This window comes from Nonomuraea sp. NPDC050556, assembly GCF_044457355.1.
GTDB lineage: Bacteria > Actinomycetota > Actinomycetes > Streptosporangiales > Streptosporangiaceae > Nonomuraea.
Map to the genome: position 1 here is coordinate 2,374,626 of NZ_JBITGU010000001.1, position 15,842 is coordinate 2,390,467.

At 71.3% G+C, this 15,842-nt stretch carries 12 protein-coding genes and 1 pseudogene; 7 read left to right on the forward strand and 6 right to left on the reverse strand.

Annotated elements, in window-relative coordinates:
* The first annotated feature begins 19 nt into the window (after window positions 1–19).
* Together ACIBG8_RS11635 and boxB are read left to right on the forward strand one after the other, a co-directional pair.
* On the forward strand, window positions 20–1,525 hold the full coding sequence (locus tag ACIBG8_RS11635) for an enoyl-CoA hydratase-related protein (RefSeq protein ID WP_397342605.1): 1,506 nt from the start codon (window positions 20–22) through the stop codon (window positions 1,523–1,525).
* Window positions 1,522–2,907 carry a benzoyl-CoA 2,3-epoxidase subunit BoxB gene (boxB, locus tag ACIBG8_RS11640; protein WP_397342606.1) on the forward strand — a complete coding sequence of 462 codons (1,386 nt, stop codon included), beginning with the start codon at window positions 1,522–1,524 and terminating at the stop codon, window positions 2,905–2,907. The genes ACIBG8_RS11635 and boxB overlap by 4 nt, the downstream gene beginning before the upstream one ends.
* Here boxB and ACIBG8_RS11645 read toward each other — a convergent pair.
* A complete protein-coding gene (locus ACIBG8_RS11645; RefSeq protein ID WP_397342607.1) occupies window positions 2,883–3,656 on the reverse strand; it encodes a PaaX family transcriptional regulator C-terminal domain-containing protein in 774 nt (257 codons plus the stop codon). The two genes, boxB and ACIBG8_RS11645, sit on opposite strands and share 25 nt — an antisense overlap.
* A 54-nt stretch (window positions 3,657–3,710) precedes the next feature.
* Here ACIBG8_RS11645 and ACIBG8_RS11650 point away from each other — a divergent pair, with 54 nt between their 5' ends.
* Both ACIBG8_RS11650 and ACIBG8_RS11655 read left to right on the forward strand, forming a co-directional pair.
* Entirely contained in the window at window positions 3,711–5,201 is a 1,491-nt protein-coding gene (locus tag ACIBG8_RS11650; RefSeq protein ID WP_397342608.1) for a benzoate-CoA ligase family protein, read from the forward strand.
* A gap of 35 nt (window positions 5,202–5,236) precedes the next feature.
* Window positions 5,237–6,058, forward strand: a complete 822-nt coding sequence (locus ACIBG8_RS11655) for an oxidoreductase (RefSeq protein ID WP_397342609.1) — start codon at window positions 5,237–5,239, stop codon at window positions 6,056–6,058.
* 226 nt (window positions 6,059–6,284) lie between these two features.
* Here ACIBG8_RS11655 and ACIBG8_RS11660 read toward each other — a convergent pair whose 3' ends face one another.
* The 5 genes and pseudogenes from ACIBG8_RS11660 to ACIBG8_RS11680 form a co-directional block, all read right to left on the reverse strand.
* Window positions 6,285–7,085, reverse strand: a complete 801-nt coding sequence (locus tag ACIBG8_RS11660; RefSeq protein WP_397342610.1) for an ABC transporter permease — start codon at window positions 7,083–7,085, stop codon at window positions 6,285–6,287.
* Window positions 7,086–7,746: 661 nt separating this feature from the next.
* A pseudogene (locus ACIBG8_RS11665) lies at window positions 7,747–8,457 on the reverse strand (ATP-binding cassette domain-containing protein); the annotation flags it as partial.
* Between the two features lie 588 nt (window positions 8,458–9,045).
* Complete coding sequence (locus ACIBG8_RS11670; protein ID WP_397342611.1) at window positions 9,046–9,906, reverse strand: DUF4097 family beta strand repeat-containing protein; 861 nt, start codon at window positions 9,904–9,906, stop codon at window positions 9,046–9,048.
* A gap of 18 nt (window positions 9,907–9,924) precedes the next feature.
* Complete coding sequence (locus ACIBG8_RS11675) at window positions 9,925–10,428, reverse strand: hypothetical protein (RefSeq protein WP_397342612.1); 504 nt, start codon at window positions 10,426–10,428, stop codon at window positions 9,925–9,927.
* A gap of 47 nt (window positions 10,429–10,475) precedes the next feature.
* Complete coding sequence (locus ACIBG8_RS11680) at window positions 10,476–12,599, reverse strand: DEAD/DEAH box helicase (RefSeq protein WP_397342613.1); 2,124 nt, start codon at window positions 12,597–12,599, stop codon at window positions 10,476–10,478.
* Between the two features lie 98 nt (window positions 12,600–12,697).
* Between ACIBG8_RS11680 and ACIBG8_RS11685 the strand changes: the two genes are divergently transcribed.
* The 3 genes from ACIBG8_RS11685 to ACIBG8_RS11695 all read left to right on the forward strand — a co-directional run bounded on the left by ACIBG8_RS11685 (window position 12,698) and on the right by ACIBG8_RS11695 (window position 15,842).
* A complete protein-coding gene (locus ACIBG8_RS11685; RefSeq protein ID WP_397342615.1) occupies window positions 12,698–13,318 on the forward strand; it encodes a TetR/AcrR family transcriptional regulator in 621 nt (206 codons plus the stop codon).
* Window positions 13,315–14,763: an AMP-binding protein gene (locus tag ACIBG8_RS11690; protein WP_397342616.1), complete on the forward strand. Its 1,449-nt coding sequence runs from the start codon at window positions 13,315–13,317 to the stop codon at window positions 14,761–14,763. The genes ACIBG8_RS11685 and ACIBG8_RS11690 overlap by 4 nt, the downstream gene beginning before the upstream one ends.
* Before the next feature lie 65 nt (window positions 14,764–14,828).
* Window positions 14,829–15,842, forward strand: a complete 1,014-nt coding sequence (locus ACIBG8_RS11695; RefSeq protein WP_397342617.1) for a polyprenyl synthetase family protein — start codon at window positions 14,829–14,831, stop codon at window positions 15,840–15,842.

Here is a 15,842-nt window from a genome sequence, read left to right on the forward strand (position 1 = left end):
CGGGTGTTGACAATGAGGGATGGCTGTCAGCTTCGAGACCCGTCCCGATCGCTACCGCCATCTGCGGCTGGAGTTCGACGGCCCGATCGCCCGCATCGTCCTGCGCGTCGACGAGAACGGCGGGCTGAGCCCCGGCTACGAGCTCAAGCTCAACTCCTACGACCTCGGCGTGGACATCGAGCTGTACGACGCGGTCCAGCGGCTGCGCTTCGAGCACCCCGAGGTCCGCGCGGTGATCCTCACGGGCGGGCTGGACCGGGTGTTCTGCGCCGGGGCGAACATCCGCATGCTGGCCCAGGCCGAGCACGGCTGGAAGGTGAACTTCTGCAAGTTCACCAACGAGACCCGCAACGCCATCGAGGACGCCACCCTCCACTCGGGGCAGACCTACCTGGCCGCGGTGAACGGCACGGCGGCGGGCGGCGGGTACGAGCTGGCGCTGGCGTGCGAGCGGATCATCCTGGTCGACGACGGCTCGACGGCGGTGTCGCTGCCCGAGGTGCCCCTGCTGGCCGTACTGCCGGGCACGGGCGGGCTGACCCGGCTGGTCGACAAGCGCGGGGTGCGGCGCGACCTGGCCGGGGTGTTCGCCACCCGGAGCGAGGGCGTGCGCGGGCGGACGGCGCTGGAGTGGGGGCTGGTGGACGAGGTGGCGCCGCCCAGCAGGTTCGACTCCGTCGTACGGCAGGCAGCTCTTTCTTTTGCGGGCCCGGCCAGGGCCGCGGCCGGGGTCTCCCTGGACCCGCTCGAACCCGACGGTTACACCTACTCGGCGGTGCGTGCCGAGGTCGGCGAGCAGTACGTCACGATCACCGTGGACGGCTCGCGCGGGCTGCTCCAGCTCACCAGGGAGCTGGACGACCTCATCCTGCGCCTGCGGACGAACGAGCCGGAACCGGGCACCTGGGTGATCAGGACCACGGGGGATCCGGTCGAGGATCCGCCCGGCGACTGGCTGGGCAACGAGGTGCGCCACTACTTCAAGCGCACGCTCAAGCGGCTCGACGTCACCAGCCGCAGCCTGGTGGCGCTCATCGAGCCGGGCAGCTGCTTCTCCGGGCCGTTGCTGGAGCTGGCCCTGGCCTGCGACCTGCAGTTCATGCTCGACGCCGACGGGACGGCCATCAGCCTTTCTGCCGGAAATTTCGGCCTTTATCCGATGGCGAATGGCCTCTCCCGGCTGGCCACCCGCTTCTATCCGAACCTTCCCGGAGAGCTCGCTCCCGGCCTTTCGCTCAAGGCGTCCGAGGCGCTGGAGCTGGGGCTGGTCACCTTCGCCCCCGACGACCTCGACTGGGACGACGAGGTGCGCATCGCGCTGGAGGAACGCGCCGCGATGAGCCCCGACGCGCTGACCGGCATGGAGGCCAGCCTGCGGTTCGCCGGACCGGAGACGCTCGAAACCAAGATCTTCGGCAGGCTCAGCGCCTGGCAGAACTGGATCTTCCAACGGCCCAACGCCGCGCAGGCCCTGGGCAGCTACGGGACGGGGCGGCGCCCGGTCTTCGACAGGAGGCGCGTGTGAGCATCGACTACACCGAGCGCATACCGAACAACGTGGACCTCGCGGGCGACCGGCGGCTGCAGCGGGCGCTGGAGTCGTGGCAGCCGCGGTTCCTGCAGTGGTGGGGCGAGATGGGCCCGGCGCTGCCGACCCGCGACGTCTACCTGCGTACCGCGGTCGACGTGGGCAAGGAGGGGTGGGCGCACTTCGGGCACGTGGCGGTGCCGGACTACCGGTGGGGCATCTTCCTGGCCTCGCCCGCCCCCGACCGGCGCATCGGGTTCGGCGCGCACCGGGGGGAGCCGGTGTGGCAGCAGGTGCCCGGCGAGTTCCGCGCCGACCTGCAGCGGCTCATCGTCATCCAGGGCGACACGGAGCCCGCCTCCGTGGAGCAGCAGCGCAGGCTCGGGCTGACCGCGCCGTCGCTGTACGACCTGCGCAACCTGTTCCAGGTGAACGTCGAGGAGGGGCGGCACCTGTGGGCGATGGTGTACCTGCTGCACGCCTACTTCGGGCGGGCGGGGCGGGACGAGGCGGAGGGGCTGCTGCTCCGCAACTCGGGCAGCGAGGACTCGCCGCGCATCCTGGGGGCGTTCAACGAGGAGACGCCCGACTGGCTGTCGTTCTTCATGTTCACGTATTTCACCGACCGCGATGGCAAGTACCAGTTGGGGACGTTGAAGGAGTCGGCGTTCGATCCGCTCAGCCGTACGTGCGAGTTCATGCTGAAGGAGGAGGCCCACCACATGATGGTGGGGACCACGGGGGTCGACCGGGTGGTGGAGCGTACGGCTGCGCTGATGCGTACCCACGACACCGACCAGGTCGGCAAACATGGCGGGATACCGCTGGAGATCATCCAGAAGTACATCAACTTCCACTACAGCGTGAGCCTCGACCTGTTCGGCGGGGAGACGTCCACGAACGCGGCCAACTACTACACCAGCGGGCTCAAGGGGCGGTGGCGGGAGGATCGGCGCGAGGACGACCATGTGCTCGCCGAGGCTTCCGCCGTGGTGCCGCGGGTCGTGTCCGGGCGGCTGGGTTCGGTGGAGGTGCCCGCTCTCACCGCGCTCAACAACGACCTGCGCGAGCAGTACATCGCGGACTGCCGGGGCGGGGTGGCCCGATGGAACCGCATCCTGGACGGGGTCGGTGTGCTGCACCTCCCCCACGAAGGCTTCAACCGCCACGTCGGCGCATACGCCGGAAATATCGTCTCACCGTCGGGTGAGGTGTGTTCGTCTGCCGGGGACTGGCTGCCGACCGCCGCAGACAAGGCCTTCGTGCGCTCGCTGATGCGGCCCGTCTACGCGCCCGGCAAGATCGCCGCCTGGCTCGCCCCGCCGCGCAGCGGCATCAACGGGCAGCCGCTGGACTACGAGTACGTCCACCTCTCCTGAGCCTGGGCGTGCCAGACGCGGTGCAGGTCGGCGAAGACGTTGGCGGCGCGCAGGCCGATCCACTGCGGCGGCAGCAGCTCCAGCGGGAGCTGCGGGTCCAGCATCGGGAAGCGCCGCCACTCGTGCACGAGCCTGATCTGCGCCTGCAGCACCTCGTCCGGGCCAGGCCTGAGCCCGGCGAAGTCGGCGATGAACCGCTCGTAGCCCGCCGCCACCTCGCCCAGGTGCCAGGCCTGCTCGACCAGCGTGCGCTCCGACCCGATCCCGGCGTACGGCCCGCAGAACGAGAACGCGTCCACGCCCAGGCCCTCGACGATCTGCTTGGCCTCAGCCTCGCGCGAGGCGTGCGGGCTCACCCACACGCCGGGCGTCGGGCTGCCGAACCCGGCCCAGGTCAGCCGGGTGCGCAACCGGTGGCGCAGCTCGCGCCTGCTCTCCGGAACGGTGGCCAGGACGGTGAGCCAGCGGCCGTCCCACCTGGTGCGCTCGCGGCCGAAGGAGTAGATGCGCTGCGCGCCCTCGCTCAGCATCGTGCGGCCCTGGTCGGTGAGGCGCCAGCGGACGCGGCGGCCCTCGCGTTCGGCGGCGATCCAGCCGTCGGCGGCCATGCGGGACAGCGCCTGCCTGGCCGACTTCTCCTCCACACCCGACCCGTTGAGCACCGCCAGGAGGTCCGAGGTCCAGGCGGGTTCGCCCGACGGGAGCACGAACTCGCCCAGCACGGTCATCAGCAGGGATCGGGCACTCATGATCTCATACTACAAGTCATTGACGTTGCTTATCCTTGGTGTAGAAGATGGGCCATGGCCGTCGCGTTCAACGCCAGCACCTACCTTCTCGCCTCGGGTAGTGACTCGCAGGTCGCCGTCACCGGGCCCGCCGGGTCGCTCACGTACGCCGAACTCCGCGCGCAGGTCGCCCGGGTGGCGACGGGGCTGGTCGCGATGGGGGTGCGGCCGGAGGAGCGGGTCGCGCTGGTGATGTCCGACCGGCCGGAGACGGTGGTCATGATCCTCGCGGCGATGCGCATGGGCGCGGTCGCGGTTCCCCTGTCCACGATGTACACGGGTGGCGAGCTGGGCGAGCTGATCAGGGACTCCCGCGCCCGCCTGGTCGTGGCCACCCCGGAATTCGCCGACCTCGCCGCGCCGGGGATCGTGACGGGGGACTCCGCGTGGGAGGCGCTGCAGGCCCACGGGGGTACGGCTCCGCCGTACGACACCTGGGAGGACTCGCCGGCGCTCTGGCTCTACACCTCCGGCACCACCGGGACCCCCAAGGCCGCCATGCACCGCCACAGGAGCGTCCGCCAGGTCTGCGAGACCTACGCGGCCCAGGTCCTGGGCGTCACCGCGACCGACCGGTGCTTCTCGGCCGCCAAGCTGTTCTTCGCCTACGGCCTCGGCAACTCGCTGTTCTTCCCCCTGTCCGCCGGAGCCACCGCCGTCCTCGACCCCGCGCGGCCCACCCCAGCCGGGGTCGCGGAACGGCTGGCCGCCGACCGCCCGACGCTGTTCTTCGGCGGCCCGACGTTCTACGCCGCCCTCCTGAACGCCGGCGTCCCCGCCGAGGCCTTCTCCTCGGTACGGCTGGCCGTGTCGGCGGGCGAGGCGTTACCCGCCGAGATCTACCGCCGCTTCACCACGAGGTACGGCGTGGACGTCATCGACGGCATCGGCTCCACCGAGGCGCTGCACATCTTCATCTCCAACCGCCCGGGAGCCGTGCGCCCGGGGACCTCCGGCACGCCCGTTCCCGGCTACGAGGCGAAGCTGGTCGGCGAGGACGCGACCGACGTGCCCGACGGGGAGCCCGGCCACCTGCTGGTGCGCGGCGACTCGATCGCCACCGGTTACTGGTGCCGCACCGCCGCCACGCGGCAGGTCTTCCTCGGCGAGTGGCTGCGGACCGGCGACACGTACGTGCGCTCGGCCGACGGCTTCTTCACCTGTCTGGGCCGCTCCAACGACATGATCAAAGCTGGTGGGATCTGGGTGTCGCCGAACGAGGTGGAGGCGCGCCTCATCGAGCACCCCTCGGTGGCGGAGTGCGCGGTCGTGCCGTACATCTCCGGCGACGGCCTGGAGCGGCCGGTCGCCTGCGTGGTCGCCGCGTCCGGCCAGACCGTGGATCCGGCCGCGCTGATCCTCTTCTGCCGGGAGGGTTTGGCCGCCTTCAAGCGGCCTCGGGAGGTGCTGGTGGTGGACTCCCTCCCCAAGACGGCAACCGGCAAGATCCGCCGCATAGAGGTCCGCGACCTCGCCGCCACCCTCCTCCGTAAATCCCCTCCATAGGGACTGAAGGCGGAGTTTCCGGAAATGAGTGGCCTATGGAGAGAAAGATCTGCCTGGTCACCGGGGCGTCGTCGGGCATCGGGCACGCCACCGCCCTGGAGCTCCTCCACTCCGGCCACACCGTCTACGGCGGCGCCAGGCGGATCGAGCGGATGCTGGACCTGCGCGCCGCCGGAGCCCACCCCCTGGACATGGACGTCACCAGCGAGGCCTCCCTCACCGAGGCCGTCAACACCGTCCTCGACAAGCACGGCCGCATAGACGTGCTCGTCAACAACGCGGGCATCGGCCTGTACGGCGCAGCCGAGGAGGTCCCCATCGACGACGCCCGCCACGAGTTCGAGGTCAACCTCTTCGGCGCCGCCCGCCTGATCCAGCTCGTCCTCCCCGGCATGCGCGGACAGCGTTCCGGCACGATCGTCAACGTCTCCTCCGTCGGCGGCGAGCTGTCCATGGCGCTCGGCGCCTGGTACCACGCCTCCAAGCACGCCCTGGAGGCCTACTCCGACTCGCTGCGCCAGGAGGTCGCCAGGTTCGGCGTCCGCGTGGTGATCGTGCAGCCCGGGATCGTCAAGACCGCGTTCCAGGACTCGACGCCCGGCTATCTCCGGCGCGTTTCCGGACGGGGACCGTACCGCAAACTGGCCGAGACGATGGCCGGGCAGGCGGAGAAGGCGTTCGGCGAGGGAAGCAAGGCCTCCGACCCGCGCCTGGTCGCCAGGACGATCAGGACCGCGGTGGAGTCGTCCAGGCCGAAGGTCCGCTACCCGGTCGGCTACCTGGCCAGGCCGTTGCTGCTGATCGACAAGCTGGTCCCCGACCGCGTCCTCGACCGCCTGCTCAACCGCCGGTCCTGAGTCGCCGGGTCGCCACCAGCTCGTCCACGCCGACCTCAATGCGCTGCTGACGAGAGGGCGTGGTCCCGACCTGGGCGCCACCCCGACCTGGGGAGAGGGGGACCTCGCCATCGGTTACCAGGGCGTCCAGATGAGCGTGGCGTTCAGCCCGAACGACGCGCGTCGCCACCGGACGCTTCGGCGGCACCGCGGACGTCACGGTGTACGAGACGGCCACGCCGGGCTGTTAGCTGACGGTGCGCTTGTAGCGGCGGGTCGCCAGCGGGGCGAACACCACCAGGATCAGCACCGACCACCCCAGCGACACCGGCACAGCGTGCTGCAACGGCCAGGCGTCCGGGACCGGGAGCGCAGGGTTGGTGTTGCCGAACAGCTCCCGCGCCGCCTGCGTGATCGTCGACACCGGGTTCCACTCGGCGACCACCCGCAGCGGGCCGGGCAGCCGGGCGCTGTCCACGAAGGCGTTCGAGAGGAACACCAGCGGGAAGGTGACCAGCGTCGCGACGTTGTTGAAGACCTCCGGCGTACGCAGCAGCAACGCGACCGTCGCCGTCACCCACGAGAAGGCGTAGGCGAAGAACAGCAGCATCAGGAACCCGAGGGCGACCTCGCCGGGCGAGGAGTGCACCCGCCAGCCGACGACCAGGCCCATGATCGCCATGACGACGAGGCTGCCGGCGTTCATGAGGAGGTCACTGAAGGTCTGTCCGGTGAGTACGGCGGAGCGCGCCATCGGCAACGTCCTGAACCGGTCGAAGATCCCCTTCTGCAGGTCCTGGACCAGGGTGTAGCCGGTGATCTGAGCGCTCATCACCACGGTCTGGACGAAGACACCGGGGATCATGAACTCGGTGTACGACATTCCGGGAATGTCGATCATGCTGCCGAAGACGTAGGCGAACAGGAGCACGAACACGATCGGGAACAACGTCACGCCGCCCAGCAGGTCGGGCGTGCGCTTGATCTTGATGGCGTTGCGCTTGGCGATCGTGAGCCCGTCACTGATCGCGACCTGGACGGCGTTCATGAACTCTCCTTCAAGGGATGCCAACTGGGGTCTCTCCGTGTTCCCGCGAGGCGGGACGGGCGCGTCATCCGCCCTCCTCCCCCGCGGGTGCGGGGCGGGCGCGCCACTCGACCGCCTCTCCCGTGGTGCAGGACGCGCCGTTTTCGTGAGGTGCGGGACGGGCGGGTCATTCGCCCGCCTCCGAGGTGTGACCGGTCAGGGTGAGGAAGACGTCGTCCAGGGTCGGCCTGCGCAGCCCGGCGTCGGACACGGTCACACCCGCCTCAGCGAGCCTGACCAGCGCATCCGCCAGCGCCCCCGCTCCATTGACAACGGGTACGGTCACCACAGCCGACCGCCCACGTACCCCTCCCCGTGAGTCGGCGCGCCCATCGGCCGCTCCCCCGGCGAGGCCACGCGGGTCGACGCGCCCGTCGGCAGCTCCTCGCGGGTCAACTCGCCCACCGGCCGAACCAGCGCGTCCGTCGGCCGCTCCCCCTACGGCGTCTCGCGGGTCGGCGGGCCCGTGCGTGGCGGCGACCCGCGGGGCACCCGCGCTTCTCCCGCCTCCAGCGGCATGTCCGGCTCTCGGCGTGTTCGCGCCGTCGGGCCGTACATCTGCCGTGACGACCTGGACCTCGCCCGCCGCGAGCGGGGTGAGCACGCGCACCGCGGTCTCCGCGTCCGACACCGTGACCTCGATCCGCTCGTTGCCCACGCGGCGCTTGAGCTCGTCGGCCGTGCCGAGCGCGATCACCCGGCCGTGGTCGACCACCGCGATCCGGTCGGCCAGGCGGTCGGCCTCCTCCATGTACTGGGTGGTGAGCAGCAACGTCGTGCCGCCCGCGACCAGCTCGGCGATGACGTCCCACAACGCCATGCGGGCGCGCGGGTCGAGGCCGGTGGTGGGTTCGTCGAGGAAGAGCACCGGCGGGTCGGCGACCAGCGCACCGGCGAGGTCGATCCTGCGCCGCATCCCGCCCGAGTATCCCTTCAACGGGCGGTCGGCGGCTTCGGCGAGGTCGAAGCGTTCGAGCAGCTCACGGGCGCGCAGGCGGCTGCGGCGGGCGCCGAGGTGGTAGAGGCGGCCGACCATTTCGAGGTTCTCGAACCCGGTCAGGTGGTCGTCGACTGCTGCGTACTGGCCGGAGACGCCGATGTGGGAGCGCAGGGCGTCCGCCTGGGTGACGACGTCGTAGCCGGCGACGGTGGCGTGTCCTGCGTCGGGGGCGAGGAGGGTGGTGAGGACCCTGACGGTGGTGGTCTTGCCCGCGCCGTTGGGGCCCAGGAGGCCGAACACGGTGCCTTCCGGGACGGTGAGCTCCATCCCGTCCAGTGCGACGACGTCGCCGTACTTCTTGACCAGTCCTTCGGCCACAATCGCGTCTGACATTGAGCCCTTCTCTCATCGGTGGGTGTCGCAGGGCATGGAGAAGCGCCTCCACGCTTGGGTCGGGTTCGTCTTCGCACTCGCGCTGTGGGGCCACAGGGGCCGCTCTCGCGCACCCGCCCCGACGCTTCTCACGACCGGCCGGGGCGGCCTTCACACCCCGCCGCGCCTGGCTGGGGTTGCTCTTGCCGACGTCGCAGGCCGGACGGGCATGGGGCATCCCCACCCCGATGGCGACCGGCTAGCGGGCACACCAAACAAGCCACAGGGCAAACGGTGGGGATCGAGGGCCCGGGGGGCGGGTCGAGGGCCCGGGTCCGGGGGCTGGGTCCGGGGGCTGGGTCGGGGGGCTGGGTCGGGGGGCTGGGTGTCGCCGGAGGACGCCCAGCGGGGATAGGAGCCAGGCGCGCCAGGGGACCGCTCGCCGTCGCCGTCGGGGCTGGGTCGGAGGCTGGATCAGGGGGTGGGGTCAGGGGGTGGGGTCAGGGGGTGGGGTCAGGGGGTGGGGTCAGGGGGTGGGGTGGCGGTTGGGGTCAGGGGGTGGGGTGGCAGTTGGGGGTGGAGGGTGTGGGGGGTGTTGGGGGTGGGGGGTTAGGTGGCGGTTGGGGGGTGGGAGCGGTGGATGCGGATGTTGCCGTAATGGGTGCGGGCGCGGACCTCGACGGCCTCGTCGGACTCGCCCGGACCCTCCGCCGCGTCCAACGCCACCAGCACCGTCCCGTACGACGAGTCCACGTCCAGCCACGCCGCACTACCGACCCGGACGCCCACCTCCACCTCCCCCGACGCCGTCTCCAGCACCACGGCCCCCCGCGCCACCTCGCCCACCCGTACGCTGCCGTGGGCGGTCTTCGCGCCCACCCCCGCCAGCGCGCGATGGACGTCGATGTCGCCGGACGCCGTGTTTATGCGGACATCTCCTGACACCGAGGCGATCTCGATGGAGCCGTTCGACGTCTTCACCACCGCCGCCCCGTCGACCGAGCCGAGCCTGATGGTGCCGTTGGCGGTCGTGACCTCGGACGGCCCGGCGGACCCCACGGTGATGTCGCCGTCACCGGTGGACAGCCGCAACCGTCCCGCCTCCTCGATCTGGATGTCGCCCATCGCGGTATGCAGCCGCGCCTCACCGACCCTCCCCCGGCACCGGATCTCGGCGGAAGCGTCGGCGGAGATCCGGGACCCGGCGGGCAGGTCGACCGTCACGTCCACGGAGGCCCCCCACCCGAACAGCCACCGCATCCCGGTGCTCTTGGGCACCCGCACGCTGAGCCGCCCGTTGGCGTAGTCGATCCGGGTCTCGGCCGCCGCGCGGATGTCGGTGTCGTTGGTCCCGTCAGTGGGCCGTACGCTGACGACGGTGTCGGCGCGCTCGCCCGCGTTGATCGTCACCCTGCCGTAGCCGAGGTCGAGCGTGGCGACGATCGGCTCCGGGGTGTCAAAGGTTGGCACGTGTCCTCCTGGCGGTTGCTAGCGGACCCAGCCGGTGTAGCGGCTGCCGACGACGGGTTCGCGCTGACGCCCCCCGGCGGAGGGGTCGAGCGCCGCGGTGGCCGCCCGGACGAGCCAGGCGTTGACCGACAGCCCCTCCCGGTTCGCCGCCTCGTCGATGCGCGGTTTGAGATGGTCGGGCACCCGCAACGCGACCCTGGTGGTGCCTCCCTCATCAGGGGAGGCCGAGGCGGAGGCGGGTGCCGCGGCGCCCGGAAAAGCCCCGCCGGACGAGGCGGCCGGTGGTGACGTGACCACGAAGGACGGGTCGCGCCCACGCAGCCGTACGTCGACGGAGCCCGGCGCGAGATCACGGGTGATCTCGTCGGCCGCGGCCGACAGCGCCTCCAGGAGGGCCAGCCGCATGGCGGCCTCCAGCGGCGCGACGAGCCGCTCGCCGAGCGCGCGGGCTTCGTCACCCCCGGCCTCCGCCGCCACGGCCAGCTCGCGGCGGAGGTAGTCAACATACGGCGCGAGATCCATGGCACCACTATGACACCACGATGGTGCCATAGCAAGTCACGATGGTGTCATAAGGCCAGCCGCCGCTGCTCCTCCTCGATGATCTGCCTGGCCAGTGCCTGTTCCGACACGTCCACGGCGGCCGACGACGACTCCGCCAGGTCGCTGCGCCGCGCATAGGAGTCGAAGAGCCGCTCCTTGGCGCCGAGGATGTCGAGCAGCCGCTGGTCGACCGTGTCGACGGCGAGCAGCCGGTGCACCTGCACCTTGCGCACCTGCCCCATGCGGTGCGCCCGCGCCACCGCCTGCGCCTCCATGCTCGGCTTGACCTGCGGCTCGCACAGGATGACGACGGACGCGGCCTGCAGGTTGAGCCCCACCCCGCCCGCCTGCACCTGCCCGAGCAGCACCGCGTGCCCGCTCGCCCCGGTGAACGCGTCGACCACCTCCTGCCTGCGCGCCGCGGGCAGGGAACCCGAGATGGGCCCGTGCGCGGTGCCCCCCAGGGCCTCGCCGACCCCGGCGAGCACGTCGCGGAAGTAGGAGAACACGATCACCTTGAGCCCGTTGACCCGCGCGTCCTCGACGAGTTCGAGCAGCCGTTTGAGCTTGGCCGAGTTGGCGGGCACGGCGAACCCGGCGCGGCGCATCGCCATGAAGTTGCCCGCCGCGACGGCGCGCCGGTAGGCGGTGACGTCGTCGCCGGTGAACTCCACCCACTCGTCGGCCTCGACCCGGTCGGGCAGCTCCGTCAGCACGTCCTGGGTGTTGCGCCGCAGGTAGGCGGGCGCGACGGCCTTGCGGAACGCGGCCGCCATGTCGCTTCCGCGCAGCTCGGCGGCCAGCGACGGCTGCAGGTAGGAGACCAGGGCGCGGAACTCCTCCACCCGGTTCTCCATCGGCGTGCCGGTCAGGAACAGCACCCGCTCCACCCTCCGGCACCACGCGGCCACCGCCTTGGACCGCTGCGCCGCCGGGTTCTTCACGTAGTGGGCCTCGTCGACGACGAGCATCGCGACCTCCACCGACGGCGGCACCTCCAGCCGGTGCAGGCTGTCGAGCGTCGCGACGGCGACCCCGCCCCGCCGTACCCACTCCTGGAGCGCGCGCGTGCGGTCGGGACCGTGCAGGGGTACGGCGAGCAGCGTGCTGCGCGCCGAGATCTCCCGCACCCAGTTGATGAGCACGCTGGTCGGGCAGACCACCAGGAACCGCTCCGCGCCGAGCGAACGCAGGTGCGCCAGCGCCGCGATGGCCTCGATCGACTTGCCCAGCCCCATCTCGTCGCCGACGATCACCCGGCGCTGAGCGAGGGCGAACCTGGCGCCGAAGGACTGGTAGCCGCGCAGCGACACCCGCCGGTGCGTGTCGTCGAGCTCCTGCGCCTCGACCCGCGCCACGAGGTCTTCCGGCAGCGCGCCCCGGTCGGCGGGGACGGGGTCGACGACCAGGCCGTAGTAGTCGGCCGAGCGGGTCTCGAAGTCGGCCCACGCCTCGATGTCGCCGACCGGCGGCCGGAGCAGGTCGGTCGTGACCTGGGCGAGCAGCAGCCGGGTGGCACCCGCGCCGTCGAGCGACGACTCCAAGGCGGCCAGCGCCACGCGCGCACGCTGTTTGCTGCCGGGAAGGGTGAGCGCCATCCGCAGCGGGTTGCGCGCCGGGCGCGCCTCGGCCAGCAGCGGCTCCAGCCGCTCCACGAGCCCGCGCGCGACCTCTTCCGCCTTGGGCAGGTCGGGCCCGACCGCGACGAGCCGGTGCAGCGCGATCACCAGCGCGGTGGTGGCGTCGTCGCGGTCGTCGACGTCGATCCTGACGCTCGCCGCCTCGGCCGCCGCCTGCGCGAGCTGCTCGGCCGCCGCGTGCACCTGCCCCGCCGTCCGCGCGCCGATGCCCGGCAGCAGTTGCAGGGTGTACGGCGAGGCCTCGAGCACCTGCCCCACGGTGGTGTAGCCGGACTTCTCCAGCGTGCCGAGCCGCAGCCGCCCGCCGGTCACGTCCTTGAGCCGCGCGACCGGGATCGAGGCCAGCTCGCGGCGCGCGGCCTGCTCGCGCACGGCGCCGAGCGCCCGCCCCACCTCGCGGCGGACGGCGTCGAGCTCGCCGAGCAGCGCGCGGGCGTCGCCCAGCAGGCGCTCCGCGTCGCGGCACAGACCCCTGGCCCGCCGCGACGTGAACTCGGCCATCGTCACCATCGCCCGAGGCTATCGAAGGCGACCGACGAAACCCGGCCTCCGAAGTCGAGGGAAAACCCGGCTTGCCGAATGTGGACCGTACGGTTTGAATTCTGACCATGAGTCCCAAAGTTCAGCAGCTCGGTACAAAAGTCTCCATCGTGGAGCAGTTTCGCCGTAGGCAGATCGTCCAGGGCGCCATCTCCACCATCGCCGGGCACGGGCTCGCCCACGCGTCGCTGTCCAGGATCGCCGCCGAAGCGGGCGTCAGCCGGGGTGTGATCTCCTACCACTTCGACGGCCGCGACGAGCTCATCGAGCAGGTCGTGACCGCCCTGTTCACCGACACCAACCGGTACATCAAGGACCACGTCGACCGGGCCGAGGGCGCGCAGGCCAAGCTGCGCGCCTTCATCGAGTCGAGCTTCGCGTTCATGGCGGCCCACCGGGCCAACTTCGTGGCGCTCGTCGACATCTGGGGCAGCTTCGGCTCGCCGCAGGCCAAGCGGCGCTTCAACGCCACGATGTACGACCCCTGCCGCCGCCACGTGCAGAGCATCCTGCGCCTGGGCCAGAGCGAGGGCTGCTTCCGCGCCTTCGACACCTCCACCCTGGCCACCACGATCCAGGGCGCGATCGACGGCGTCATGCTGCAGTGGGTCTTCGACGAGAGCGCCGTCGACCTGGCCGCCTGCTCGGCCGAGCTGGTCGCCATGTTCGAGGGGACGACCAGGGCATGAGCGACCGCAGCCTCGGCCACCTCCTGCGCCGGCGCGCGGCGGAGGCCGGTGAGAAGGAGCTGTTCAGGTTCGGGACCGGGTCGGTGACCGTCGCCGAGGTGGAGCGGCTCACCAACCGGCTGGCCAACGTCCTGACCGCCCGAGGGGTACGGCGGGGCGACCGGGTGGCGGTGATGCTGCCCAACGGCATCGCGTTCCCGGTGGCGTGGCTGGCGATCGCCAAGGTGGGCGCGGTGATCGTGCCGATCAACCCGTCCTACGGCAGCGCCGACCTGGCCCACGTGATGCGCGACTCAGGGGCGGTCCTGGCGATCGGCGACGCCGCCGAGGTCTTCCAGGACGAAACGGTGAGCGACCACTTCGACCTGCCGGACCTGGACAGGGACGACCTGCTCAACCTGCAGTACACCTCGGGCACGACGGGCCTGCCCAAGGGGTGCATGCTGACCCACGGCTACTGGCTGGACCTGGCCGAGCTGTCCGGCGAGGCGGCAGCCGTACGCGAGGACGACGTCGACCTGACCGTGCAGCCGTTCTACTACATGGACCCGCAGTGGAACACCGTGCTGTGCCTGCAGAAGGGCATCCCCCTGGTCATCGCGGAGCGCTTCTCCGCCTCGGGCTTCTGGCCGCTGGTCCGCGAGCACGGCGTCACCTTCTTCTACGTGCTCGGCACCATGCCGCTGCTGCTGCTCAAGCAGCCGCCCGACCCGGTCGCCGACCGCGACCACAAGGTCAGGCTCGTGCTGTGCTCGGGCATCACGCCGAGCCTGCACGCCGCGATCGAGGAGCGCTGGGGCGCGCCGTGGCGCGAGGCGTACGGGAGCACCGAGATGGGCGCGATCACGACCGCCGACCCCGGCGACCTGGCCTGCGTCGGCACCGGCGGGATGGGCACCCCGGTGCGCGGCAAGGAGGTGAAGGTGGTCGGCGAGGACGGCCTGCCGGTGCCCGACGGCGAGGTCGGCGAGATCGTGGTGCGCGGCCGTCCTTCCATGCTGGGCTACTGGGGCGCCGCGGCGTCGCCGTTCGACGACGGCTGGTACCGGATGGGCGACCTCGGCTTCCGCGACGAGCGCGGCCACCTGCACCTGACCGGAAGGATCAAGGACGTCATCAGGCGCGGCAGCGAGAACATCGCCGCGGCCGAGGTGGAGTCCGTGCTGGCCGAGCACCCCGCGGTCCGCTCGGCCGCCGTCGTCGCCGTGCCGGACGACCTGCTCGGGGAGGAGGTCAAGGCGGTCGTTCAGGTCACCGAGCCGGTGGAGGCGAGCGAATTGGCAGCGTTCGTCCGCGAACGGCTGGCGCCGTTCAAAGTGCCCAGGTTCGTGGAGTTTGTCGACGAGTTTCCGATGACCCCGTCGGAGCGCATCGCCAAGCACCTGCTGTCCACCTCCCGAGAGGGAGCCTGTGACCTGCGCAGTCCCGATTATCGGAACGGATGATTTCACTTTCCGTGTTCCCTGACTAACTTCGCGTTAGATTCCGATCTCGGAAGAGGGAGCCGGATATGACAGCGGAGCTTGTGCGTGACCCATCAGCCATAGTCGCCGACGGCGTACGACATCGCATCGACACCCTGCTAGCAGGCTTCATCGACAGCCATCCGCTGCCCGTCGCCGAGCCGGGGGTGGAGGACGGATTCCGCCTCCTGCGCGAGTTCGTCGTCGACGGCGGCAAGCGGATCCGCCCGCTGCTGTGCTACTGGGGCTGGCGCGGCGCGGGCGGCGACGCCGAGGGCCGCCGGGCCGTCATGGCGGGGGCGGCCATCGAGCTCTACCACGCGGGCCTGCTCATCCACGACGACATCATGGACGGCAGCGACCTGCGGCGCGGACGCCCGACGCTGCACCGCGAGCTGGGCGTGGCCAGCGCGATCCTGCTGGGCGTCCTCAGCCAGGCGTGGGCCGACGAGCTGCTGTCCGAGGCCACCGGCGACCCGCACGTGCGCGAGCTGTTCCAGCAGCTGAAGACCGAGGTCATCTCGGGCCAGTACCTCGACATCCTCGCCCACCCCGGCGAGGACAGGGCGCGGCTGATCATCCGCTACAAGACCGCCAAGTACACCGTGGAGCGCCCGCTGCAGATCGGCGGCGCGCTGGCCGGGGCCGACGCGGCGACGCTGGCCGCCTATTCCAGGTTCGGCGTGCCGCTGGGCGAGGCGTTCCAGCTCCGCGACGACGTGCTGGGCGTGTTCGGCGACCCGGCGGTCACCGGCAAGCCGGTGCTCGACGACCTGCGCGAGGGCAAGCAGACCGTGCTCGTCGCGCAGACCAGGGCCAACGCCTCGCAGGCGCAGCTCCACCTGCTCGACAGCGGCCTCGGCAACCAGGGCCTCACCCCCGAGCAGGCGGACGGCCTCCGGCAGATCATCGTCGACACCGGCGCGCTGGCCGGCGTGGAGGCCGCGATCGAGCTGCTGCTCGGCACCGCGCTCGACGAGCTGGACCGCGCCACGATCCACCCGGAGGCGCACCAGGCGCTCACCCACATCGCCGACCGGCTCGCCCGGCGAGCCTCCTGA